27 protein-coding genes are annotated in these 22,995 nt (G+C 66.9%); 9 read left to right on the forward strand and 18 right to left on the reverse strand.

The annotated features are described in order from the left end of the window. Positions 1–49: 49 nt before the first annotated feature. Positions 50–517 (forward strand): universal stress protein, encoded by a 468-nt coding sequence (locus ACP693_RS01670; RefSeq protein WP_409717046.1) that lies wholly within the window; start codon positions 50–52, stop codon positions 515–517. A gap of 10 nt (positions 518–527) precedes the next feature. Here ACP693_RS01670 and ACP693_RS01675 read toward each other — a convergent pair whose 3' ends face one another. Both ACP693_RS01675 and timA read right to left on the reverse strand, forming a co-directional pair. Then, a complete protein-coding gene (locus tag ACP693_RS01675; RefSeq protein WP_426019439.1) occupies positions 528–1,649 on the reverse strand; it encodes an MltA domain-containing protein in 1,122 nt (373 codons plus the stop codon). Further along, positions 1,649–2,287 carry a TIM44-related membrane protein TimA gene (gene timA / locus ACP693_RS01680; RefSeq protein WP_426019646.1) on the reverse strand — a complete coding sequence of 213 codons (639 nt, stop codon included), beginning with the start codon at positions 2,285–2,287 and terminating at the stop codon, positions 1,649–1,651. Before timA ends, ACP693_RS01675 begins: the two co-directional genes overlap by 1 nt. Before the next feature lie 200 nt (positions 2,288–2,487). Here timA and secB point away from each other — a divergent pair, with 200 nt between their 5' ends. The 3 genes from secB to ACP693_RS01695 all read left to right on the forward strand — a co-directional run bounded on the left by secB (position 2,488) and on the right by ACP693_RS01695 (position 4,909). Then, entirely contained in the window at positions 2,488–3,000 is a 513-nt protein-coding gene (gene secB / locus ACP693_RS01685; RefSeq protein WP_135194281.1) for a protein-export chaperone SecB, read from the forward strand. A 60-nt stretch (positions 3,001–3,060) separates the two neighbouring features. Beyond that, positions 3,061–3,987 carry a DMT family transporter gene (locus ACP693_RS01690; protein ID WP_426019437.1) on the forward strand — a complete coding sequence of 309 codons (927 nt, stop codon included), beginning with the start codon at positions 3,061–3,063 and terminating at the stop codon, positions 3,985–3,987. Between the two features lie 79 nt (positions 3,988–4,066). Further along, a complete protein-coding gene (locus ACP693_RS01695; protein ID WP_426019436.1) occupies positions 4,067–4,909 on the forward strand; it encodes a DUF3800 domain-containing protein in 843 nt (280 codons plus the stop codon). Positions 4,910–5,041: 132 nt separating this feature from the next. On the opposite strand, the gene dut is transcribed toward ACP693_RS01695, so the two are convergent. Together dut and coaBC are read right to left on the reverse strand one after the other, a co-directional pair. After that, positions 5,042–5,497 carry a dUTP diphosphatase gene (gene dut / locus ACP693_RS01700; RefSeq protein ID WP_426019435.1) on the reverse strand — a complete coding sequence of 152 codons (456 nt, stop codon included), beginning with the start codon at positions 5,495–5,497 and terminating at the stop codon, positions 5,042–5,044. Continuing rightward, a complete protein-coding gene (gene coaBC, locus ACP693_RS01705; protein ID WP_426019433.1) occupies positions 5,494–6,723 on the reverse strand; it encodes a bifunctional phosphopantothenoylcysteine decarboxylase/phosphopantothenate--cysteine ligase CoaBC in 1,230 nt (409 codons plus the stop codon). The genes dut and coaBC overlap by 4 nt, the downstream gene beginning before the upstream one ends. A gap of 102 nt (positions 6,724–6,825) precedes the next feature. Between coaBC and ACP693_RS01710 the strand changes: the two genes are divergently transcribed. Both ACP693_RS01710 and ACP693_RS01715 read left to right on the forward strand, forming a co-directional pair. After that, a complete protein-coding gene (locus tag ACP693_RS01710; RefSeq protein WP_426019432.1) occupies positions 6,826–7,335 on the forward strand; it encodes an S-type pyocin family protein in 510 nt (169 codons plus the stop codon). A 35-nt stretch (positions 7,336–7,370) separates the two neighbouring features. Beyond that, positions 7,371–8,225, forward strand: coding sequence for a haloacid dehalogenase-like hydrolase (locus tag ACP693_RS01715; RefSeq protein ID WP_426019430.1), 855 nt, complete (start codon positions 7,371–7,373; stop codon positions 8,223–8,225). On the opposite strand, the gene ACP693_RS01720 is transcribed toward ACP693_RS01715, so the two are convergent. The 11 genes from ACP693_RS01720 to sdhC form a co-directional block, all read right to left on the reverse strand. Beyond that, on the reverse strand, positions 8,222–8,569 hold the full coding sequence (locus ACP693_RS01720) for a PilZ domain-containing protein (protein ID WP_426019428.1): 348 nt from the start codon (positions 8,567–8,569) through the stop codon (positions 8,222–8,224). The genes ACP693_RS01715 and ACP693_RS01720 overlap by 4 nt on opposite strands. Then, the gene (locus ACP693_RS01725) at positions 8,566–9,420 is read right to left on the reverse strand and encodes a kinase (protein WP_426019427.1); all 855 of its coding nucleotides are present in this window, start codon (positions 9,418–9,420) and stop codon (positions 8,566–8,568) included. Before ACP693_RS01725 ends, ACP693_RS01720 begins: the two co-directional genes overlap by 4 nt. After that, the gene (locus ACP693_RS01730; RefSeq protein ID WP_426019425.1) at positions 9,421–9,741 is read right to left on the reverse strand and encodes a 2Fe-2S iron-sulfur cluster-binding protein; all 321 of its coding nucleotides are present in this window, start codon (positions 9,739–9,741) and stop codon (positions 9,421–9,423) included. Positions 9,742–9,824: 83 nt separating this feature from the next. Next, on the reverse strand, positions 9,825–10,139 hold the full coding sequence (locus tag ACP693_RS01735; RefSeq protein ID WP_426019423.1) for a hypothetical protein: 315 nt from the start codon (positions 10,137–10,139) through the stop codon (positions 9,825–9,827). Positions 10,140–10,163: 24 nt separating this feature from the next. After that, on the reverse strand, positions 10,164–11,108 hold the full coding sequence (locus ACP693_RS01740) for a type II toxin-antitoxin system HicB family antitoxin (RefSeq protein WP_426019421.1): 945 nt from the start codon (positions 11,106–11,108) through the stop codon (positions 10,164–10,166). Positions 11,109–11,146: 38 nt separating this feature from the next. Next, on the reverse strand, positions 11,147–11,359 hold the full coding sequence (locus tag ACP693_RS01745) for a type II toxin-antitoxin system HicA family toxin (RefSeq protein WP_426029322.1): 213 nt from the start codon (positions 11,357–11,359) through the stop codon (positions 11,147–11,149). A gap of 207 nt (positions 11,360–11,566) precedes the next feature. Beyond that, positions 11,567–11,803, reverse strand: coding sequence for a hypothetical protein (locus ACP693_RS01750; protein WP_426019419.1), 237 nt, complete (start codon positions 11,801–11,803; stop codon positions 11,567–11,569). A gap of 19 nt (positions 11,804–11,822) precedes the next feature. Continuing rightward, complete coding sequence (locus tag ACP693_RS01755; protein WP_426019418.1) at positions 11,823–12,620, reverse strand: succinate dehydrogenase iron-sulfur subunit; 798 nt, start codon at positions 12,618–12,620, stop codon at positions 11,823–11,825. A gap of 1 nt (position 12,621) precedes the next feature. Beyond that, a complete protein-coding gene (gene sdhA, locus ACP693_RS01760) occupies positions 12,622–14,406 on the reverse strand; it encodes a succinate dehydrogenase flavoprotein subunit (RefSeq protein ID WP_426019416.1) in 1,785 nt (594 codons plus the stop codon). Between the two features lie 7 nt (positions 14,407–14,413). Further along, positions 14,414–14,818, reverse strand: a complete 405-nt coding sequence (sdhD, locus tag ACP693_RS01765; protein ID WP_426019415.1) for a succinate dehydrogenase, hydrophobic membrane anchor protein — start codon at positions 14,816–14,818, stop codon at positions 14,414–14,416. Further along, the gene (sdhC, locus tag ACP693_RS01770) at positions 14,815–15,279 is read right to left on the reverse strand and encodes a succinate dehydrogenase, cytochrome b556 subunit (RefSeq protein WP_426019414.1); all 465 of its coding nucleotides are present in this window, start codon (positions 15,277–15,279) and stop codon (positions 14,815–14,817) included. The genes sdhD and sdhC overlap by 4 nt, the downstream gene beginning before the upstream one ends. Before the next feature lie 207 nt (positions 15,280–15,486). Here sdhC and ACP693_RS01775 point away from each other — a divergent pair, with 207 nt between their 5' ends. The 3 genes from ACP693_RS01775 to alaS all read left to right on the forward strand — a co-directional run bounded on the left by ACP693_RS01775 (position 15,487) and on the right by alaS (position 19,850). Next, complete coding sequence (locus ACP693_RS01775; RefSeq protein WP_426019412.1) at positions 15,487–16,080, forward strand: hypothetical protein; 594 nt, start codon at positions 15,487–15,489, stop codon at positions 16,078–16,080. 38 nt (positions 16,081–16,118) lie between these two features. After that, positions 16,119–16,976, forward strand: coding sequence for a pirin family protein (locus ACP693_RS01780; RefSeq protein WP_426019410.1), 858 nt, complete (start codon positions 16,119–16,121; stop codon positions 16,974–16,976). Between the two features lie 222 nt (positions 16,977–17,198). Continuing rightward, positions 17,199–19,850 (forward strand): alanine--tRNA ligase, encoded by a 2,652-nt coding sequence (gene alaS, locus ACP693_RS01785; protein WP_426019409.1) that lies wholly within the window; start codon positions 17,199–17,201, stop codon positions 19,848–19,850. Between the two features lie 395 nt (positions 19,851–20,245). Here alaS and ACP693_RS01790 read toward each other — a convergent pair whose 3' ends face one another. The 3 genes from ACP693_RS01790 to ACP693_RS01800 form a co-directional block, all read right to left on the reverse strand. Beyond that, positions 20,246–20,800 carry a DUF2939 domain-containing protein gene (locus ACP693_RS01790; protein WP_426019408.1) on the reverse strand — a complete coding sequence of 185 codons (555 nt, stop codon included), beginning with the start codon at positions 20,798–20,800 and terminating at the stop codon, positions 20,246–20,248. Positions 20,801–20,861: 61 nt separating this feature from the next. Then, positions 20,862–21,437 carry a DUF2939 domain-containing protein gene (locus ACP693_RS01795; protein WP_426019406.1) on the reverse strand — a complete coding sequence of 192 codons (576 nt, stop codon included), beginning with the start codon at positions 21,435–21,437 and terminating at the stop codon, positions 20,862–20,864. A gap of 250 nt (positions 21,438–21,687) precedes the next feature. After that, complete coding sequence (locus ACP693_RS01800) at positions 21,688–22,908, reverse strand: NADP-dependent isocitrate dehydrogenase (protein ID WP_135194264.1); 1,221 nt, start codon at positions 22,906–22,908, stop codon at positions 21,688–21,690. Between the last annotated feature and the right edge of the window lie 87 nt (positions 22,909–22,995).

A 22,995-nucleotide genomic window follows, 5' to 3' on the forward strand; every position in this document is an offset into this window, starting at 1 on the left:
CGGGCGTCTCACGGCCTCTTCAGTCGTTAATCTGGCTGGGGAGGCCGCCATGCCGAGAAAATTCCTCGTCGTCGTCGACGACAGTCCCGAGTTCGAGGCCGCCCTGCGGTTCGCCTCGCGCCGGGCGAAATCGACGGGCGGGCGCGTGGTCATGCTGCGCGTCCTGCCCACCGACAGCGACGCCCACTGGTCGGGCGTGCGCGAAGAGATCGAGCGCCAGCAGCGCGAAGAGGCGGAAATCCTGCTGAACCGGCTCGGCGAAGAGGCCATGGCCCGCTCCGGCGCCGCCCCCATCTTCCTGATCGAACGGGGCGAGGCCCAAGCCGCGATCAAGAAGGTTGTCGCCGCCGACCCCGACATCAAGATTCTGGTTCTGGCCGCCGGAACCGGCTCGCGCGGCCCCGGTCCCCTGGTCTCGGCCATCATCAAACAGGGCGCCCAGCTGGGAGGGCGAAAGCTGCCCGTCACCATCGTCCCCGGCGAACTGACCGAGGACGAGATCGAGGACCTGGCCTGAAGGGAGGGGCCTAACCCTTCGGAACCAGGCGCCACATCCGCAACGGGTGGCGCACGGTCCCGGCCTCGGCCCCCGCCGCGTCGCCGCGCCCCATATAGAGGTCGGCGCGCACAGGTCCGCGAATGGCCGATCCGGTGTCCAGCGCCATGGCCAGGCCGCGATAGCTGGCCGTGGCGCCGCGCAGATTGCCGCCGTCCGCCTCCAGCCAGACCAGTTCGCCATAGCGCCAGTGCGCGGGATCGACCGCGATGGCGCGCCGCTCGGTCAGGGGTATCCCCGCCGCGCCGGCCGGATGGCCGTCGTCGTCCCCGTCCAGCCGGAAGAAGATGTAGCGCGGGTTCAGCGCCATGACGGCCTGCGCCTCATAGCCCCGATGGGTCGCCAGCCAGCCGCGGATGGCGTCGCCCGAGGTGCCGTTCTGGGGCAGCAGGCCCTGCTGGGCCATGGGTCTGGCGATGCCGACGAAGGGCTTGCCGTTGTCGGCGGCGTAGGCGGCCCGGCCGCGCGTCCCATCCTCGAACGTCAGATAGCCCGAGCCCTGAATCTGCAGGAAGAACAGATCCTCGGCCCGCATCCAGGCCAGGGCCTGATCCGGTCGCGCGGCAGATTCGATATAGGCCCGGTCGCCGGCGCCGCGCGGGTTGGCGGGCTTGGGCAGGACGGGGGCCGAAAACTCGGCGTCCGGGCGGCGTCGCGCCGGATATTCTGGCGCGAAATAGGAGGTGAGCAGGCCCGGCGGCCCGTCCGCCGTCGCGGCCGGGACCGCGCTGAAGCTGGCCTCGAAGAAGGCGCGGGCGTCGGACGGGGTGACGGTGGTGGTCGTCGCCATGGCCTTGGCCCGCCCGCAGACGGCGCGCGCGGCCGTATCGCGCGCCGCGCCGCAGCCGTCGAGATAGGCGCGGAAGGCCGCCAGGTGATCCTCCGCGCTCCATCCCGGCAAGACGGCGGGACTAAGCGCGTTGGACGGCGCGGGCTGTGGCACGCCGGGCGTCGGTGACGGCGTATAGGGAACAGGTCCCGTCTGGGGGGCCGCCGGCGCGACCGGCGTCATGGGCCCCGTCGAACAGGCTGCGACGGCCAGCACGCTCGCCAGCGTCAGCGGCCAGGCTCCGACCTGCCGCAGGATAGACATCAGGCGTTGGCCGGCTCGACACGGGCCAGGACCCAGTTGGGATCGGCTGCGCCCAGGGTGCGCTCGAAGGTCCAGTGTTCGGCGGTGCGGCGCTCCTCGATCACCGGCTCCCCGGTCTCGACGTCGGCGGGCTCGCCCGAGACCTTGGTCACGCGGCTGCGCAGTTCACCCAGGAAGCGAACCTTGGCCACGGCCCGGTCGCCCTCGGCGACAGCGCCTTCCAGATCGGCGCGGGGCGGAAACAGGAACTCGACGGTTTCGGTCTCGCCACGCGTCTCGCGCGCCGCGATGCCGGCGTCGAACGAGGCGAAGACGTTCGGCTTCAGCAGCGGCTTCAGCGCGGCCCGGTCGCCGGCGGCATAGCCCCGCACGATGGTCTCGTACGCCTGACGGGCCCCGTCCAGGAACCGCGCCGGATCGAAGGCCGGGTCGCGGGCCTTCAGGCTGGCGATGGAGGCCAGGGTGACGGGATCGATCGCCGCGATCTTGGGCGTCTCGGCCGGGTTCGGGCCGGGTACGACGACCTTGGCGTCCTCCTGCGGCTGGCGGCCGACCCGCTTGCCCAGCACATTGTAAAGCTGGAACAGCACGAAGGCCGCGATGAAGGCGAAGACGACGATCTGGAACTGGACCGGCAGGTTCAAGGGGAGATTTCCTGTAGCGAACGACGGGCGCGCCAAACCTATGTCTGGCGTGATTACGGGGTCATATAGGACGAGGCAAGGCGAAGCGCGCCCCCCAATCGCGCGCGCGACGTTGCGGCCAAGCGTCCCGGCATGGTAATCGCGGCGCCACATTCCGGCCCGATCACCCTCAAATCCGTTCAAAGACCGCTTTCATGACCGACGTCGCACCCTCCGCCGAACAGCCCCAGCAAGGCGAGGCCCAACAGGGCCAGCCCGCCGGCCCCGGCTTCCGCATCCTGGCGCAATACGTCCGTGACTTCTCGTTCGAGAACCCGCGCGCCCCGGAATCCCTGCGCATCGACGGCAAGCCGGCCATCGACCTGGGCGTCGAAATGGCCGCCCAGGGCCGCCCCGACGGCCTGTTCGAACTGGACCTGAAGCTGTCGATCAAGGCGACCCACGAGAACCAGCCCGTCTTCCACGTCGAACTGGTCTATGGCGGCCTGTTCCAGCTGGCCAATGTCAGCGAGCAGGACATCGAGCCGCTGCTGCTGATCGAATGCCCGCGCTACCTGTTCCCGTTCGCCCGCGAGATCATCTCGGGCGCCACGGCCGACGGCGGCTTCTATCCCCCGTTCCAGCTCGACCCCATCGACTTCGCCGCCATCTACATCGCCCGCCAGCAGCAGATCGCCCAACAGCCGGTCGAAACCGGCCAGGCGTAAGCCGAACGGCGGCCAGGCGCCTCGGGCGTTCCGGCCGCATCGAAAGGCGCGGATAGAGTAGTGACGGCGACGGCCAAGTCAGGCGAGGATATTGCGCGCGGCATCGCCCTGCGCATCGCGGCGGCGGGCTGTTTTTCGGTCATGGCGGCGGTGCTGAAACTGGCGTCGCTGGACGGCGTGGTCGCGCCCGAGATGCTGTTCTACCGCGCCTTCTTCGGCCTGCCGGTGGTGCTGGCCTGGGTGGTGACCCAGCCGGGCGGCCTGGCGGGCCTGACCACGCGCCGCCCCCTGGCCCATGTCGGCCGCAGCGCCCTGGGCATCGTCTCCATCCTGTGCGTCTTTCAGACCCTGACGCTGTTGCCTCTGGCCGACGCCACGACCCTCAGCTTCACCGCCCCCATCTTCGCCACCCTGCTGTCCTTCCTGATCCTGAAGGAGGCGGTCGGCCCGCGCCGCTGGGCCGCCGTCGCCGTGGGCTTCATCGGCGTGATCATCGTCATGCGGCCCGGCGCTACGGACCACGCCGTGCCGGTCGAGGGGATCGCCTTTGGCCTGGTCGCTGCCCTGCTGACGGCCGGCGTCACCATCACCCTGCGCCAGTTGCGCGACACCGAACATGTCGCCGCCATCGTCTTCTGGTTCTTCGTCGGCTCGTCGATCGTGGGGGCGATCCTGTTGCCCTTCGTGGGCCAGATGCATTCGCCCGTGACCTTCGCCCTGCTGATCGCCTCGGGCCTGACCGGCGGCCTGGCCCAGCTGTTCATGACGGCCTCGCTGCAAAAGGCCCCGGTCGCTGTGGTCGCGCCCTTCGACTATCTCCAGATCGTCGGCGCCATCGTCTTCGGCTGGTGGCTGATGTCCACCACCCCGACCCTCAGCACCGTGGCCGGCGCCGCCCTGATCGGATCCAGCGGCCTCTACACCGCCTGGCGCGAACACGTCCGCCGCAAGGCCGCCCTGATCCAGCCGACGGCGCCGCCGGTTTAGGATAGCTTTCGCTGTGGAGTAGCGAAAATCTCACGTTCACGGATATATAGCTTAGGCGAAATCCAACCCAAGCCCAACCATGAACGCATCCGCACCGTCCGACGCCGACCAACTCCCTCTTTTCGCCGGCGTCGAGACCCTCGGCGGCGAGGCTGCGGCAGAGAAGCCCAGGTTCAGTGACTACATCGTCTATGTCGATGAAAGCGGTGATCACAGCATGGTCGCCATAGACGACGCCTATCCCGTGTTCGTGCTGTCTCTCTGCATATTCCAGAAGGCCTATTACGCGCGGGCTGTCGTGCCATCACTTGAGGCGTTCAAATTCTCCCAATTCGGCCACGACATCGTCATTCTCCACGAGAGAGACATCCGCAAAGAAGTCGGCCAGTTCCGGTTTTTGAACGCAGCCGGAAAGAACCGTTTCATTGGCGCTCTTTCTCGGATCATAGAGGCCAGCAAATTCGTGCTCGTTGCGTGCGTCATCGACAAGCGCCGCATGCTCGATACCGGCCAGACGGCAAGCAACCCGTATCATGTCGCGCTGAAATTCTGCCTGGAACAGCTGCGTGATTTTCTGAGTGAGAAGGGGCAGCTCGACGGGACGACGCACGTCGTGGTCGAGTGTCGGGGAAAGAAGGAAGACGCCGAGCTTGAGCTGGAGTTCAGGCGGATTTGCGATGGCGCCAACAGGTTTGCGGCGCCTTTGCCTTTCTCGGTCGTATTTGCGGACAAGAAGGCCAACTCTTCCGGTCTTCAACTGGCGGATTTGGTGGCGAGACCTATAGGCCTCAGCGTCGTTCGCCGTGGTCAGGCCAATCGGGCCTTTGACCTTTTGAAGAAGAAATTCTTCTGTCGAGGCGGCAGAGCCAATGTTGGAAAAGACTACGAAGGCGTGGGGCATCTGATCTACCCGGAGGCCTGAAAAGCGAAAGGCCCCGGTGAACCCACCGAGGCCATAACGCCGACCGGGAACCCCCAATCCACTTGACTCTGCGTATAACTCATGAATTGAAAAATTGCAACGGGAGATTTAGTGAGTCCGCACCGGATTCGCCTACCGCCCCGTCGACCCGAAGCCGCCCATTCCACGCGTCGTTTCGTCCAGAGTCTCGACCTCGACCCAGTCGGCGCGCTCATGTTTCGCGATCACCAACTGGGCGATGCGTTCGCCTCGCCGGATGACGAACGGCTCGGCGCCGATGTTGGCCAGGATCACCCCGCACTCGCCACGATAGTCGCTGTCGATGGTGCCCGGCGCATTGGGGCAGATGATGCCGTGTTTCAGCGCCAGGCCCGAGCGCGCCCGTACCTGGGCTTCGTAGCCCAGCGGCAGGGCGATCTTCAGCCCCGTGGGCACAAGGGCTCGTTGTCCGGGCTCCAGCGTCATCGGCTGGTCTTCCGGCACCGCCGCGCGCAGGTCCATGCCCGCCGACCCGGCCGTCTCATAGGCCGGCAGGGGCAGGCCCTCGGAGTGCGGCAGGCGCAGGATCTGGATCGTGGTCTCGGTCATTCGGGGGCCTGGAAATGGTCGGCGATACGGGCGGCGACGGCCCGGGCGATGGCGGCTTTGGACTGGCGCGGCCAGGTTTCGGTCCGGTCGGCGGTGACCAGCAGCACGGCGTTGCCGTCAGAGCCGAAGACATCATCGGACACGTCGTTGCCGATGATCCAGTCGCAGCCCTTCTTCGACAGCTTGGCCCGCGCATTGGCCTCCAGGTCCGTGGTTTCGGCGGCGAAGCCGATCACCAGGGTCGGCCGGTTTGGTCCCGGCGCTGCGATCCCGGCCAGGATGTCGGGGTTCTCGATCAGGGCCAGGGTCGGCGGGCCGCCCGGCCCCTTCTTGATCTTGCCGCCGGCGATGGTGTCCACGCGCCAGTCGGCGACGGCGGCCGACAGCACGGCGATGTCGGCGGGCAGGGCGCTCCGCGTCGCCGCCTGCATCTCCAGCGCGCTCTCCACGTCGATCCGCGTCACGCCCGTGGGCGCCCCCAGGGCCGTTGGCCCGGACACCAGCGTCACCTCCGCCCCCAGCTCGGCCAAAGCGGCGGCGATGGCGTAGCCCTGTTTGCCGCTGGAGCGATTGGTCAGGCCCCGCACCGGGTCGATCGGCTCGAACGTCGGCCCGGCCGTAACGACGGCGCGCTTGCCCGCCAACGGTCGTCCCTCCGCCCCAGCCAACAGGCCCTCGATGGCTTCCAGGATCGCCGCCGGTTCCGCCATTCGGCCGAAGCCGTATTCGCCGCAGGCCATCTCGCCCTCGTCCGGCCCCACCACCGCCACGCCGTGGAAGCCGGGAAAGGCCTTCAGTCGTTCCATATTGGCCTGAACCGCCGGATGCTCCCACATCCGCACATTCATGGCCGGCGCCAGCAGCACCCGCTTGTCCGTCGCGATCAGGGTCGTCGAAGCCAGGTCGTCGGCTATCCCGTTGGCCGCCTTGGCGATCAGACCCGCCGTCGCCGGCGCCACGACCACCAGATCGGCCCAGCGCGACAGCTCGATGTGGCCCATGCTGGTCTCGTCGTCGGGATGGAACAGGCCCGAGCGCACCGGATGGCCGCTCAACGCCGCCAGCGACAGGGGCGTCACGAACTCGGCCCCGGATTCGGTCAGGACTGCCCGCGTCTGTCCGCCCGCCTTGGCGATCAGCCGCACCAGCTCCAGCGCCTTATAGGCCGCGATGCCGCCGCCGACGATCAGCAGGATCTTGCGGTTCGAAAGGGAGCGATTGTCCATGTCCTTCGTCTAGCCGCCCCGCGTGACGCCGTCGAGACGAGAACATTGCACGAACAATAAAGTTGTGCTTTCGTCGCGCCCAGCGGGTATCTGGAGGGAAGAATGAAAACGCTGACGAGGGGAGGGGCCGCGCTGGCCCTGTGTGGACTGCTGGGGCTGAGCGCCTGCGACAACAGTTCGGCGGTCCAGACACGGGACCGGACGGCGGAAGCCGCGCCAGCTGAGGGTTTCGTGTCTGAAACGGTCGAAACCACCACGACGCAGGAGATCAAGCCGGGCCTGACGGTTACCCGAACAGAGACGATGGACGCCAAGACGGCGCGTCTTTTTCAGCGCAACGGCGCCGACTTCGACGCCCGGTCGCCCCAAGACTATATTGCCAAGGTGAAGGCCTTCACCTCCAGCCCGCCCAGCGACGCCGAGACGGTGAAACGGCCCAACGGCGACACCCTGATCTATCAGGCCTCGACCAACACCTTCGCCGTCGTGGCCCGCAATGGGTCGCCGCGCACCATGTTCAAGCCGACCACAGGCGCGGACTACTGGGCCGAGCAGAAGGCCGCCGCCCCCACCTTCGGCCAGCGTCGCCAATCGACGGGCGCGGCAGGCTGATATAGAGGGCGGGTTCCACCAAGGATCTCGCCCTCATGTCCGACCCCAAGACCCCGTTGCTGAAGACCGCCCTGATCTATGATTTCGACGGCACCCTGGCGCGCGGCAACATGCAGGAGGTGTCGTTCATCCCCTCGGTGGGCATGGGCATCGGCGCCTTCTGGGAGGAGGCCGAGCGCCTGACCAAGGACGCCGACGGCGACGGCATCCTGATGTACATGCAGCTGATGCTGCATCACGCCCGCCAGAACGGCGCCCCGGTGACGCGCGAGACCCTGCGCCAGCACGGCGAGGCCGTGGCCCTGTTCGAGGGTCTGAAGGACCTCAGCTGGTTCGACCGGATGAACGCCTTCGGCGCCAAATACGGGCTGGAGATCGAGCACTACATCATCTCGGCCGGGCTGGAGGAGATGATCGACGGCACCCCGATCCGCCCCGCCCTGAACCACGTCTTCGCCTCCCACTATGTCTATGACGAAAAGGGCGAGGCGGCCTGGCCGGCCGTCGGCGTCAACTACACCACCAAGACCCAGTATCTGTTCCGCATCAACAAGGGCGTGAAGAACCACTGGGAGCATGAGCGGATCAACCACTTCATCCCCGACGACGAGCGCGCCGTGCCCTTCGACCGGATGATCTTCATCGGCGACGGCGACACCGACGTGCCGACCATGAAGATGATGCACACCAAGGGCGGCTTCTCCATCGCCGTCTATGATCCGCGCTCGAACGAGCGGGACCAGAAGAAGGTCTATTCCCTGATCTCGGAAGACCGGGTCAACTTCGTCGCCGCCGCCGACTACCGCGAGGGTTCGGCTCTGGATCTGATCGTCAAGGGTCTGGTGGGGCGGATCGCCATCAACGCCGGCTCCATGCCTGCCGGGCTCTAGCGGCCCCCGGCCCTCAGCCAGGCCTCGCGCGCGCCGATCAGCCGGGCGGGCGCCAGGCCGCGCAGGGATTTGGCGCCGGTCTGTTTCAGACCTGCCTCGTTCGTCCTTTGCCACACGACGGTCGCGGGATAGGCCACGGCTTGCTCGACATCGACCACCACCACCTCGCGCGGCAGGGCGGCCCCGCGGTCCAGCCGCACCTTCATGCCGCCGTCCGAAAGATCCACGATCAGGCAGGCCGTCTCCACGCCGGGCGCGCAGACGACGCCGCGTGCATTGGCCGGCCGACGCGTCGCCGACCGTCTGTCTTCCGTGGCGGCGGGTTTGGATCCAAACAGGCTCATGGTTGGATAACGCGCGAGGCCGGCTGCGGCGCCACGCCCCGTGTCGCCGCAAGGAATTTTGCGCCCTCCAGGCCCACGACCTGGCGATCCCGGTCCAGATCGACGATCAGGTCGGCGGCGACGCCGCCTTCGATCATGTGCCGGGTCAGTCGCTCATAGTGCTGGACGAAGACCGCCAGAGCCGCGCGCCGCTCAGGCGGCACGGCGTCGCGCTTCATCAGTCCCGCCTCCTGCTCGCTGCGCCAATCCAGCACGACATCGAACGACGGCGCCTTCAGGAAGATCAGGGCGTCCAGCCGCCCGCGCAGCGGCCCATAGTCCCTGGCCAAGACATCGTTGATCGCGCCCCGCCACAGGCCATCCGCGTCCTGCCCGGCTTCCAGCCCATTGATCGGCGCGACCAGGGCCGTCGCCGGCTGCGCCGTCGCCCCCAGGCACCACCCCTCCAGCACGATCACGCTCGGCCGCCCCCGTACGACGGTCCAGTCCGCCTCGGGCGCCCGGTCGTCGGTCAGCTTGTCGAACCGGGGCAGCGGCGTCCGGTCGCCCGGACCCGCACTCGAAAGCCGGTCCAAAAGCCGATGCAGCAAACCCAGGTCATGCGTCCCCGGCGGCCCGCGCGTGGCGAACAGCGGATGCACCCGCCCCGCCAGATCGGCCCGCTCCGCCTTGGTCAGATAGACGTCGTCCAGCGACAGGGTCGCCCCGTCGAACCGTTCGGCGACGTCCTGCGCCAGGGTGGACTTTCCAGAACCTTGCGACCCCGCGATCCCCAGGATCGGCGGCGGTCCGGCCGGGTCGGCCTGTTGGACCCAGCGGCCGATCCTCTCGATCAGCCCCGGCTCGTCCATTCAGTGCTGGTTCTGCGGCAACCGCACGACCAGGCCGCTCAGGGCGTCCGAGACCCGGATCTGGCACGACAGGCGGCTGTTCGGCTCGACCTCTTCGGCGAAGTCCAGCATCGACTCTTCCATGGCGCTGGGCTTGCCCGTCACTTCGCGCCAGGCCTCGTCGACATAGACATGGCAGGTGGCGCAGGCGCACGCCCCGCCGCAGTCCGCGTCGATCCCCGGCACATTGTTGCGAATCGCGCCTTCCATGACGCTGAGCCCCGGCTTCACGTCGACGACGTGCTCGGTTCCGTCATGCTCGATATAGGTGATGCTGGCCATGCGCCGCTCATATCAAGCCGGGGCGCGGGCGCAAGGGCGGATGGTAGGAAGGCTAAGTATGGCGGTAGAACGCGGTCGCCCGCTCAGCTCTCCGTAGTGACGGGATTGGTCATGGTCACATTGTCCGGATGGATGACCACGACGATGTCGTGGTCGCCCGCCATTTGAACGCCGTAGGCGTCTCGATCCACAGCCGCCCGCAGATCGAGGAGTTCTAACCGGGTTGAGCGGAACTCTGTCGATCCCGTAATACGCTCCAGCGTGACCCGGGTCGCAAACGACAGGCCATCGCCCGCGAATTCCACGGTGTTGAAGTAGAGCGCCTCGACGCGGTCGTCATCGGCCACGCCCTCGATGGCGTCGAACTCGAAACGCGCGGCAGTCTGCTGGTTGAACATGACGTCGAGCGCCTTATGAGCACCTTACCCGGTCCGGGCCGCGGGGAGTTCATTGCCTGCATCGCGCTGAGCACGTTTCTCCGCGAGGAGTCGTCTGACCTCCGCCACCATCGCGTCATCAGGGACTGGGCGGTCGGAGCCCCGATGCTTCGCATGGGCCGAGGTGGTTCCGTCCGAAATCACATCGACAACCTGCTCTTCGATACGGTCCCAAATCGCCGTCAGTTTCTCGCCACAGGGCACGAGCAGATATCGGAAAGCTTGCTGTTCAGGAGCCGAGCGTTTGAACAAGCTCCATCCCTGCCGGGGCCTACTGGCCCAAAAGCCGCTGCTGGCGGCGGCGAGTGCGGCACTGCTCGCTGCGGTAGGGCAGTAAAGCCCGTCGCGGAGGTGTCCCATAGAGAATAGCTCAGCCCCACGCCCTGCGTTCAGGTCCAAGAGTCCACCGTCCTGCTCGATGCGAGACGCCAAGCGCGCGTGAAGCGATTCCATCAGGTCGATAACCCGACCAAGTTCCCTAGAATCAACCGGCGACACAGGTGCCGCGCTTTGAAGGCTGAGGTCGGCAACGCGTTCTTTGGCCATAGCAGCCCGAGCGGATTCGATCAGGAACGCGGACCGCGACATACCCCGCGCCTCGGCAGCCACGTCAACCCGCCGGAGAAATTGGGCACCTATGGAGATGTTCACGCGGACAGGCGTGTCCTCAATCTCAGCATCGACCAAGAGTCGCCCGACCTCACGCACCTCAGGATCGGCCTTGATCAGCTCAAGCGGGGTCGGTTCGGGGAAAGCCTGACCGTCCTCGGCCATGCCGGCGAGGTGAAGAGTCAGTGCGTCGCGCGCCTCGGCCGGTAGCTCCAGCATGGTGTCCGACGCGGAGACGCATCCCGGAAGATCGGGGAAGAAGGCGCTGTAACCGCGGTCCTGATCGCCTTCGACAATGGCCACATAAATGACGGTCGACATTCCTATTCTTTCTGGCCCTAGTCTTTTGGGCCACGATGTCAGCGAAGGCGGACACCGCTCTGACGCTCGATACTCTTGAGGGTTCCCACCTTGAGGTCCCTCTTGGGGTGCGGGACGGTGACCCGCCCTGGCACGGACGGATGCTTCAGTTGAATGTGAGAGCCCTTTTGGCCCACGACCATCCAACTCGCAGCTCTCAACATGGCGATCGCGTCCGCGCTTTTCATGTGTGTATCAATACGCACGCACATCGCATAAACAAGCGCAATACACACGAATACACATAAGGACCGAGGGGTGCATTTTCGCTAGCTTTGCCGGGCACGTCAGCATTTCTCTGCCGCGCAATCCCGCCCCTCACACCTCCGCCGCCACATACACACACGCCTCCGTGGTCACGCGCACCCGACGATAGGCCTCACCCTCATAGGCGTCGGCGGCGGTCAGGTCGGCGGGGGTCAGGGGTAGAGGCGGCCGGGGAAGGGCGGGGCTTCGGCCGTCGTCGGGATCAGGATCGGATAGTGGGTCAGGCCGGTCTCGGCCCTGACCTGGGGGTCGTCGACGGGGATGTGCGACAGGCGAAAACCGCTCAGTCGGTCCGGGGCGTCCGGCCTCAGGACGTGGCCGAAGACGGCCGTCTGGACCGCCGGGTCCTGCAGCGTGCCATAGGCGAACAGCAGGACCTCAGCGGTCATGGGAACGGCGCGCCGGCGATCAGGCCGCCTGTTTCTTGCGGCTCGGCGCGACCATCAGCTTCTTGGTCTCGGCGATGGCCTTGGCCGGGTTCAGGCCCTTGGGGCAGACCTGGGCGCAGTTCATGATGGTGTGGCAGCGATACAGTTTGAACGGGTCTTCCAGGTCGTCCAGACGCTTGTCCGTGGCGTCGTCGCGGCTGTCGGAAATCCAGCGATAGGATTGCAGCAGGGCTGCCGGGCCGAGGTATTCTTCCTGGTTCCACCAGTAGCTGGGGCAGGAGGTCGAGCAGCAGGCGCACAGGATGCATTCGTACAGGCCGTCCAGCTTCTCGCGCTCGGCCGGGGTCTGCAGCCGTTCCTTCTCCGGGTCCGGCTCGTCCGACTGGAGGTAGGGCTGGATCGAGTCGTACTGGGCGTAGAACAGGCTCAGGTCCGTCACCAGGTCCTTGACCACCGGCTGGTGGGGCAGGGGGGCGATGGTGATGTTATGCGACGCGCACTCGTCCCAGCCCTTGGTGCAGGCCAGGGCGTTGCGCCCGTCGATGTTCATCGAGCAGGACCCGCAGATGCCTTCGCGGCACGAGCGCCGGAACGACAGGGTCGGATCGATGGTGTTCTTGATGTGGATCAGGGCGTCCAGCAACATCGGGCCGTGGTCGCCGGTCGGCACCTCATAGGTGTCCCAGCGCGGATCGGCGTCCGTTTCCGGATCGTAGCGATAGACCTTGTAGGTCTTGACGTCCTTGGAGCCGGGCGCGGCCTTGTGAACCTTGCCCGTCGTCGGCTTGGAGCCTCTGGGGAGAGTGAGCTGGACCATCTTAGTAAACCCGCGCCTTCGGTTCGATATACGCGATGTCGTCGGACATGGTGTAGTTGTGGACCGGACGATAATCGATCTGGACCTGTTCGCCCGGACGCTTCCACGCCAGGGTGTGTTTCATCCAGTTGGCGTCGTCGCGGTCAGGATAGTCTTCGCGGGCGTGGGCGCCGCGCGATTCCGTGCGGTTCAGACCGCTCTCGATGGTGACGACGGCCTGGGCGATCAGGTTGTCGTATTCCAGCGTCTCCATCAGGTCGGTGTTCCAGATCAGGCCGCGATCCGTGGTCTTGATGTCGGCGCCGGCGGCGTCGATGGCCCGCAGCTTGTCGGTGCCCTGTTGCAGGGTCTCGCCGGTGCGGAACACCGCCGCGTCGGCCTGCATGGCCTTCTGCATGGCCAGCCGCAGCTCGGATGTCGGGGTCGAGCCGTCGGCGAAGCGGAAGCGGTCCAGACGGGCCAGGTGGGCGTCGGTCTGGGTCTTGGAGGCCGACGGCACGGCGGACGCCTTGTCCACCACCTCGCCGCAACGCAGGCCGACGGCGCGGCCGAACACCACCAGGTCGGTCAGGGAGTTGGAGCCCAGGCGGTTGGCACCGTGCACCGAGACGCATGCGGCCTCGCCCACAGCCATCAGGCCGGGCACCACGCTGTCGGGGTTGCCGTCGCGCAGGGTCAGCACCTCGCCGTGATAGTTGGTCGGTATGCCGCCCATATTGTAGTGGACGGTCGGCAGGACCGGGATCGGCGCCTTGGTCACGTCCACGCCGGCGAAGATTTTGGCGCTTTCCGAAATGCCCGGCAGGCGCTGGTGCAGGATCTTGGGATCCAGGTGGTCCAGGTGCAGGAAGATGTGGTCCGTGTTCGGACCCACGCCGCGACCTTCACGGATTTCGATGGTCATGGAGCGCGAAACCATGTCGCGCGGCGCCAGGTCCTTCACGGTCGGCGCGTAGCGCTCCATGAAACGCTCGCCTTCCGAGTTGGTCAGATATCCGCCCTCGCCGCGCGCGCCCTCGGTGATCAGGCAGCCGGCGCCATAGATGCCGGTGGGGTGGAACTGGACGAACTCCATATCCTGCAGCGGCAGGCCGGCGCGCAGCACCATGGCGTTGCCGTCGCCGGTGCAGGTGTGGGCGCTGGTGGCGCTGAAATAGGCGCGGCCGTATCCGCCGGTGGCCAGAACCACCATCTTGGCGCGGAACTGGTGAAGCTGGCCGTTGTCGAGCTGAAGCGCGGTCACCCCGGTGCAGGTCCCGTCCTGCATGATCAGGTCGAGCGCGAAATATTCGACGAAGAACTTCACTTCCCGACGCACCGACTGGCCGTACAGGGTGTGCAGGATGGCGTGGCCGGTGCGGTCTGCGGCGGCGCAGGTGCGCTGCACCGGGCCTTCACCGAAGTTGCGCGTCATGCCGCCGAAGGCGCGCTGATAGATCTTGCCTTCTTCGGTGCGGCTGAAGGGGACGCCCCAGTGTTCCAGCTCGTAGACGGCCTTGGGCGCGTTACGGACCAGATATTCGATCGAGTCCTGATCGCCCAGCCAGTCCGACCCCTTGACGGTGTCGTACATGTGCCACTGCCAGCTGTCCTCGCCCATATTGCCCAGCGAGGCGGAGATGCCGCCCTGCGCCGCGACAGTGTGGGAGCGGGTCGGGAAGACCTTGGTCACGCAGGCGACCTTCAGCCCCTGCTGGGCGGCGCCGAGCGCGGCGCGAAGGCCCGAGCCCCCGGCGCCGACGACGACGACGTCGTATTCGTGATCGATCAGTTCGTAAGCGGCCATCAGCTAATCAGGCTCCGAAACCAGCGGGCAGCGGCGCCGAACCCAGCGCCAGCCGCACGATGAAGAAGACGCTGGCGGCGGCCAGCACGAGGAAGACGATGTTGAGCAGGCCCACCAGCGCGCCGCGCGTTCCTGCGCTGGGCACATAGTCTTCGAGGATCACCTTCCAGACCAGGCTGACATAGCCGAAGAAGACCACGACGGTGATGGCCAGCAGGCCCGCGTTCAGCGGATTGGCGAACCAGGCCAGCACGGCGTCATAGCCGGCGCCCGCCAGGGTGAAGCCGGTTGAGGCGACCCACAGGCCCAGCGGGATCAGGGCGACCAGCAGAACCCGCTCGATCAGCCATTCGCCGGCGCCGTGGCGCTCGGAGACCTTGACGTTATTCTTGAACTTGGCGGCGCCGCTCACAGCGAGACCCTCCCGACGGAGAACAGGACGACCCAGAACAGCACGGCCAGCGGGACCGGCCCCCACACCGCGATGTTCGACAGCAGGGTCGCGGACTTCACCGTCAGCCCGTTGCCGGTGTCGTTATAGGTGTGACGCGCGCCGTTCAGGATGAAGGAGAACAGCACCACCGTAAGGCCGAAGCCGATGAACAGACCGACCGGCGAACCTGCAACGGCCAGCGCCGTGTCATAGGCGTCCGGCCCGAAGGCCATGGCGCCCAGCCAGGCGACGAAGAACAGGACGCCGACGGTCGAGGCGATGATGGTGGCCCGGAACAGGATCGAGGCCGTCATGGTGACGTGCCAGCGCCAGATGCTCATGTGCGGCGAAAGCGGCGCGATGTGACCGTTCGGTTGGGTGACGAAGCGACCGGTCCGGTCTCTAGAGGTGCCACCCGGCGTCGGGCTGGGCTGGGTCATGCGAATGGTTCTCAAAAGCGAATGAATTCAATCGCCGTGTGCGGTTGCGAAGGCTTTTGTGACCCTGGGGGGCCGGTGTCAACGCACAGCGGCGAACATCTACGCATTGCCGCTCTTACGCAGGTTCCATCACGACGGATCACGTTTGCGTTCGAAGGCTGATCGGCGGCTAGCCGATGCAGGTCGGCATTTGGCACGGTAGGCCCCATGATCCTGTTCGCCCTGATCGCCGCCGTCGCCATGGAGCCCGCCATCCAGACCACGCGTCTGCTGGACGCGACGCCCGAGACCTACCAGGCGCCGGTCGTCCGTCCGTTCGAACCGCCCTCCAATTTTGGCCGTGAAGAGGCCCAGGGCGACGCCGCGACGGATCGACATCGCCGTCCCCTGACCGCCCCCGTCGAGGTGAACGCCTATGTCGGCGACTACGAGGTCAGCCCCACCGATGCAGAGATCGCCTATGACCAGGGCGTGGCCCAAGCCCAGATCGACGCGGACGCCCGCAGCGGTCCTCTGGACGGCCGCTGGCGCGTGACGAGTTCCGATGGAAAGCCCCTGCTGTCCCTGGCTCTGACCGACCTCGGCGGCGGGCGGATGATCGAAGGCGCCTGGCGTCGGCTGGACCTTCCGGCCGGAACCGACCAGGCTGGTCCAGCCGGCCCGGCCTCCAGGACCGGCGACATCGCCGTCATCCCCCTGTCCGGCGGCGAGCTGCACCTGCGACCCGACGCCAGGGGCTGGACCGGCGAACTGATCGAGAACGGTCGCGCCCGCCCTGTGACAGTGTCTCGCGCAGGCTGAGGCTCGCCAGAGCCGATCCGCCACCCTATATGTGGCGAATGACCCAGCTCCGTCCCGTCCTTCGCCTGCATCCCGCCCATCGCGACGACATCGGCGATCTGACGACCCGTCGTCCCGTGCCCGGTCCGGGCCTGGAACAGGTCGATCCCTTCCTGTTCCTGAACCACCACGGGCCCCAGACTTATGCGCCGGGCAACGCCGGCCTGCCGTTCGGCCCCCACCCGCACCGGGGGTTCGAGACCGTCACCTTCATCCTCGACGGCGAGCTGGCCCACAACGATTCCGGCGGCGGCGAGAGCATCATCAAGGCGGGCGGGATCCAGTGGATGACCGCCGGCTCGGGCCTGATCCACGCCGAACTGTCGCCCGCCGCCTTCAAGCGAGACGGCGGGCCGATGGAAATCCTGCAGCTGTGGGTGAACCTGCCGTCGCGGCTGAAGATGACCAAGCCCGACTATGTGGGGCTTCAAGCCGCCGACATCCCGACCTTCGTCACCGACGGCGTCACCATCGAGCCGGTCTCCGGCGAATGGTTGGGCGTCGCAGCCCCGATCAAGTCGCTGATCGACATCCATCTGGCCGTCGTCCGCCTGCCCGCCGGCGCCCGGTTCCAGGCCCCAGTCGCCCCTGGCCGCAACGTCTTCTTCTATGCGATCAAGGGCCAGGTCTCCGTCGCCGGAACCCCCGTGCCCGAATGGAATCTCGCCGCCCTGGGCGACGGCGACATGGTCGAGATCACGGCCCAGACCGACGCCGTCGTCCTCCTGGGCCATGCCCAGCCCATCGGCGAGCCGGTCTTCAGCCACGGCCCCTTCGTCATGAACACCCGCGAAGAGATCATCCAGGCCGTCCAGGACTATCAGGCCGGCAAGTTCGGCCCGCCGCCGCGGGTTTAGTTTCACCCTCACCTCGTCATCCTCGGGCTTGTCCCGAGGATCCATACGCCCGGTGCGCGCCGTGAAGGCGCGGTCGATGACAAGGCCCGATGTCCGATACCGGGCGTATGGATCCTGGGCACAAGGCCCAGGATGACGGCAGGAGGGGGCGGGTGATGCGTTCCCCGACAAAACCCTATAAGACGCCGGTTCCTTAGCGACCGCCGAGCCGAAGACACGCCCATGCCCAGCCTGAACGAGATCCGCGCCACCTACCTCGATTATTTCGCGGCGGACGGCCATGCCAAGGTCCACTCGGCGCCGCTGGTGCCGCAGAACGATCCGTCCCTGCTCTTCGTCAACGCCGGCATGGTGCCGTTCAAGGACTATTTCACCGGCGCGTCCAAGCCGCCCTATCCGCGCGCCACGTCGTCGCAGAAATGCGTCCGCGCCGGGGGCAAGCACAACGACCTGGACAATGTCGGCTACACCGCACGCCACCTGACCTTCTTCGAGATGCTGGGCAACTTCTCCTTCGGAGACTATTTCAAGGAACACGCCATCGAGAAGGCGTGGAACCTGGTCACCCAGGACTTCGGCCTGGACGCCAAACGCCTGCTGGTCACCGTCTATATCGACGACGAGGAGGCCGCCGCGATCTGGAAGAAGATCACCGGCTTTTCCGACGACAAGATCATCCGCATCGCCGGGTCGGACAATTTCTGGGCCATGGGCGACAGCGGCCCGTGCGGCCCCTGCACCGAAATTTTCTGGGACCACGGCGACAAGATCCCCGGCGGCCCTCCCGGCTCGCCGGACGAGGACGGTGATCGCTACGTCGAAATCTGGAACAACGTCTTCATGCAGTATGAGAAGGAGAACGATCAGATCGTTCGCAACCTTCCCAAGCCCAGCGTGGACACCGGCATGGGGCTGGAGCGGATGACCACCGTGCTTCAGGGCGTGCATTCGGTGTTCGAGACCGACCTGTTCAAGACCCTGATCGCCGCCTCGGAAGACGCCACCTCGACCAAGGCCGCCGGCGACCAGGCCGCCAGCCACCGGGTCATCGCCGACCACCTGCGTTCGTCCTCCTTCCTGATCGCCGACGGGGTCACGCCGTCGAACGAAGGCCGGGGCTATGTGCTGCGCCGGATCATGCGCCGCGCCATGCGCCACGCCCACCTGCTGGGCGCCGCCGACCCGCTGATGCACCGCCTGGTCCCGACCCTGGTGGCCCAGATGGGCGACGCCTATCCCGAACTGGCCCGCGCCCAGCCCTTCATCGAGGACACGCTGAAGCAGGAAGAGGTCCGCTTCCGCACCACCCTGGGCCGGGGCATGGCTCTGTTCGACACGGCGGTTCAGGGCTTCAAGCCCGGCGACATGCTGGACGGCCAGACCGCCTTCACCCTGTCCGACACCTATGGCTTCCCGCTGGACCTGACCCAGGACGAGGCGCGTCGTCGCGGCTTCTCGGTCAATGTGGACGGCTTCGAGTCTGCCATGGCCGAACAGCGCCAGCGTTCGCGCGAACACTGGAAGGGCTCGGGCCAGACCGCCAACACCAACGAATGGCTGGCGATCCGCGACCGCATGGGGCCGACGGTCTTCAACGGCTATGACACTATCGAGGGTTCGGGCGAGGTCCTGGCCATCATGAAAGCCGGCGCCCCCGTCGAGACGGCCGAGGCCGGCGACATCGTCGAGGTCCTGTTCGATACCACCCCCTTCTACGCCGAAAGCGGCGGCCAGGCCGGCGATCACGGAACCCTGGAATGGCCCGCAGGCGCCGCCGAGGTCATCGACGTGCGCAAACACGCCGGCGACCTGCATGTCCTGGTGGCCCAGGTCACGGCCGGCAAGCTGGAGATCGGAACACGCGCGGCCCAGCTGGTGGACGCCGAGAAACGCCGCACCACCCGCGCCAACCACTCCGCCGCCCACCTGCTGCACACGGCGCTGAAGAATGTGCTCGGCCCCGCAGTCGCCCAGAAGGGCCAGCTGGTCGATTCTGAGCGCGCCCGTTTCGACTTCAGCCACGGCGCCCCTCTGACCGAGGCCGAGCTTTCGGCCATCGAGACCGAGGTCAATGCGGTCATCCGTCAGAACGTCCCCACCGAGATGAAGCTGATGGCCCCGCAAGAGGCCATCGAGGCCGGCGCGATCGCCCTGTTTGGCGAGAAATACGGCGACGAGGTCCGCGTCCTGACCCTGGGCCGCGCCCTCACCGGCGACAACAACGCCCCCTATTCGGTCGAGCTGTGCGGCGGCACCCACGTCGCCCGCACCGGCGACATCGCCCTGTTCAAGATCGTCCAGGAAACCGGCGTCGCCGCCGGCGTGCGCCGCATTGAGGCCCTGACCGGCGAGGCCGCGCGCCAGTATCTGCTGGCCCAGGCCGGCGTCGCCCGCTCGCTGGCCCAGAGCTTCAAGGTCCAGACCGCCGACGTCCCCGCCCGCGTCGACAGCCTGACCGCCTCGGTCAAGGCGCTGGAGAAACAGGTCGCCGAGCTGAAGAAGCAACTGGCCCTGGGCGGCGGCTCGGGCGCGTCGTCCGCGCCGGAAGAGATTAGCGGGATCAAGCTGATGGCCCGCGTGCTGGACGGCGTGGACGGCAAGGGTCTGCGCGGCGTCGCCGAGGACTTCCGCAAACAGGTCGGAACCGGCGTCGTCGCCCTGATCGGCGTGACCGAGGGCAAGGCGGCCGTCACCGTCGCCGTCACCTCCGACCTCACCGACCGCGTCAACGCCGCCGACCTGGCCCGCGCCGCCGTCATCGCCATGGGCGGCCAGGGCGCCGGCGGCAAACCCGACTTCGCTCAGGGCGGCGCCCCGGATGGGTCGAAGGCCGAGGACGGCCTTGCGGCGGTGCGGAACGCGCTGGCGGGCTGATCGCCGTCTTTAAACCGCCCTTCTCCCAGTGGGAGAAGGTGGCCCGTAGGGCCGGATGAGGGTCGGCCGGTGGGCCAGTTCGCACCACCCGACCCTCACCCTTTCACGCAAGGACGATCGCTGTCGCTCTCGTGCGCTCAAGCCCTCTCCCACTGGGAGAGGGGGCTGGCCATCCTATTTCTTGATGAAATTTGCTTGCTATTCAGTGACTTACGTCGCGGCAGCGTCCGCCACCCTGACGCCCCTCCGATCGCGCGTATAATCGACAGTCGGAATGGGGGACGTCATGCAGAGCAAAAGTGCACCAACTGCACTCAGTTTTTATCCAGATCGAAATTGCACCTTCTTGCACTTTGCACTCGTTTTCGAGGTGCAGTGCAATTTCGACCTCGGCCTCACCCCATCGGATCGGACGTCAGATCGACCCCCGCCAGTTTCCACGTAAACGGCGTGCGGCGCTCCATGATCAGCACCAGGGCGTCGTCCGGCCGGTCGTCGCGCGTCAGGGTCACGGCGAAGGTGTTGATCCCGCGATAGGCCCAGGATTGATGGATCTTGTCCTTGGGCGCGGCGGGCGTGTCGTCGGCTGGGACCGGCCGTTCCGGCTCGGGCGTCTCGCCTGAACGCACCATGGCGGCGATGCCCTGGGGCGTGACGAAGTTGTCGACTGCGCCTTCGACCAGCGACGGGGCCAGCAGCATCCCCAGCGCCGCCAAACCGCGATCCCCCTTGGCCCGGCTGCGGATTTCCAGCGCCGCCCGCGCGTTCAGCTCGCTCTTCAGGCTGGCGCGAAAGGCTGGGAAATCCACCTGCCGCTCAAGGCCCGCGGCATCACCCGTCCGCGCCGCCCGAACCAGCGCCTGGGCGGCGATGAAGGGTGAGGCGAACAGGGCGACGACCACGCCGACGACGACGGCGATCAGGGCTCCGGTGACGATCTTGCGGTTCATTCAGTCTCCTTGAAAAGCCAACGCGGCGCCCGACCGCCCGGTTGCCTCACGGCGCTTGGGCTCAGGGGCGAGGCGTCACGGTCACGGCCGGCGCTGTCCCGTCCGGCAAGCCGATGTGGACCAGCTTCCATTCGAACGGTCCCCGCCGCTCGAATGTGAACAGTGTGCGCGACCCGCCCTGGTCCGTCACCGCCATCCGCGTGCGGTTGACGCTCCAATAGGCCGGGCTGGGCCAGGGCTTGCGCGCCTGGGCCGACGCGGGCGCCACGCCCGCCGTCGTCCGCTGGCTAGCGTACCGGCCCTCGCCGCGCAGCAGGGCCGTCAGGGCCGCCGGCGTCAGATAGGCGTCCACGTCCGGCTGGCGCAGGATGGGGTTCTGTTCGATCTGACGCCGGAATGCGCCGATGGGATCTTCCAGGAACGACGGCGCGGGCGCCATCGCCTCGGGCCGTCCCGCCAGCTGCGGCCGCAGCGACTGGCGCACGGCGTTGAAGTCGATCAGCCGCGCCAAACCCGCCACGTCGTTGGCTTCGGCCGCCGAGCGTATGGCGAAGAAGGCCACGGCGGGCGCGGCGAAGAAGGACAGCACCGCCGCCACGACGGCCGCCAACACCAGATTTCCGAACAGACGCTTCAAGACCGCTTCCTCATTATCGCCGATCATGCACGCCCCGGCCGATCACACAACGAAAAGCCCCGCCGGATCGCTCCGACGGGGCTGGATTGTTGTTTGTCCTATCGCCCTTCGGGCTACTTGAGGACCATCTCGCTTGTCCTACCGCGCTCCGCGCTGCTTGAGGACATTCCTCCCCAGCGAAGCGGGGGAGGGGGACCACGCGCAGCGTGGTGGAGGGGGCGGACGCCGCACGGACGCCCGCCGCCTAGCCTCAGCCCACGTCCGGCAGGGCGGTCTTCAGGTTCTCGGCGACCTTGTCGAGGAAGCCCTCGGTGGTCAGCCAGCCCTGTTGGTCGCCCACCAGCAGCGCCAGATCCTTGGTCATGTGGCCGCTCTCGACGGTATCCACGACCACCTTCTCCAGCGTGTCGGCGAAGGTCGCCAGGGCCGCATTGTCGTCCAGCTTGGCGCGGTGCTTGAAGCCGCGGGTCCAGGCGAAGATCGAGGCGATCGAGTTGGTCGAGGTGGCCTCGCCCTTCTGGTGCTGGCGATAGTGGCGGGTCACGGTGCCGTGGGCGGCTTCCGTTTCCAGCACCTTGCCGTCCGGCGTCATCAGAACCGAGGTCATCAGGCCCAGCGAACCGAAGCCCTGCGCCACCACGTCGGACTGCACGTCGCCGTCATAGTTCTTGCACGCCCAGACGAAGCCGCCCGACCATTTCATCGCCGCCGCGACCATGTCGTCGATCAGGCGGTGCTCGTAGGTCAGGCCGCGCGCCTTGAACTCGGCGGCGTAATGGGCGTCGAACACTTCCTGGAACAGGTCCTTGAAGCGGCCGTCGTACGCTTTCAGGATCGTATTCTTGGTCGACAGATAGACCGGATAGTTGCGCTGCAGGCCATAGGCGAAGCTGGCGTGGGCGAATTCGCGGATCGAGTCGTCCTGGTTGTACATGGCCATGGCCACGCCGGCGCCGGGGGCCTTGTAGACCTCGTGCTCGATCACGGCGCCGTCTTCGCCGACGAACTTGATCGTCAGGGTGCCGGGGCCGGGCATCAGGAAGTCGGTGGCCTTGTACTGGTCGCCGAAGGCGTGGCGGCCGACGACGATCGGCTGGGTCCAGCCCGGAACCAGGCGGGGCACGTTCGAGCAGATGATCGGCTCGCGGAAGACCACGCCGCCCAGGATGTTGCGGATGGTGCCGTTGGGCGACTTCCACATCTTCTTCAGGCCGAACTCGGCGACGCGCGCTTCGTCAGGCGTGATGGTGGCGCATTTGACGCCGACGCCGTGCTTCTGGATCGCGTGGGCGGCGTCGATCGTCACCTGGTCGTCGGTGGCGTCGCGGTGCTCCATGCCCAGGTCGTAGTAGTCCAGTTCGAGATCCAGGAACGGGAAGACCAGCTTGTCCTTGATCATCTGCCAGATGATGCGGGTCATTTCGTCGCCGTCGATGTCGACGATGGGGTTTTCGACCTTGATCTTGGCCATGCGTGCGGTCCGCCTGTGACTGTAGGGAAGGAATGTCGTGGCGGGGATATAGCGGGGCCGCGCGCCCACGCAAACCCCGCCGTCCGT

The organism is Brevundimonas sp. TWP1-3, from assembly GCF_049896085.1.
Taxonomy (GTDB): Bacteria; Pseudomonadota; Alphaproteobacteria; order Caulobacterales; family Caulobacteraceae; genus Brevundimonas.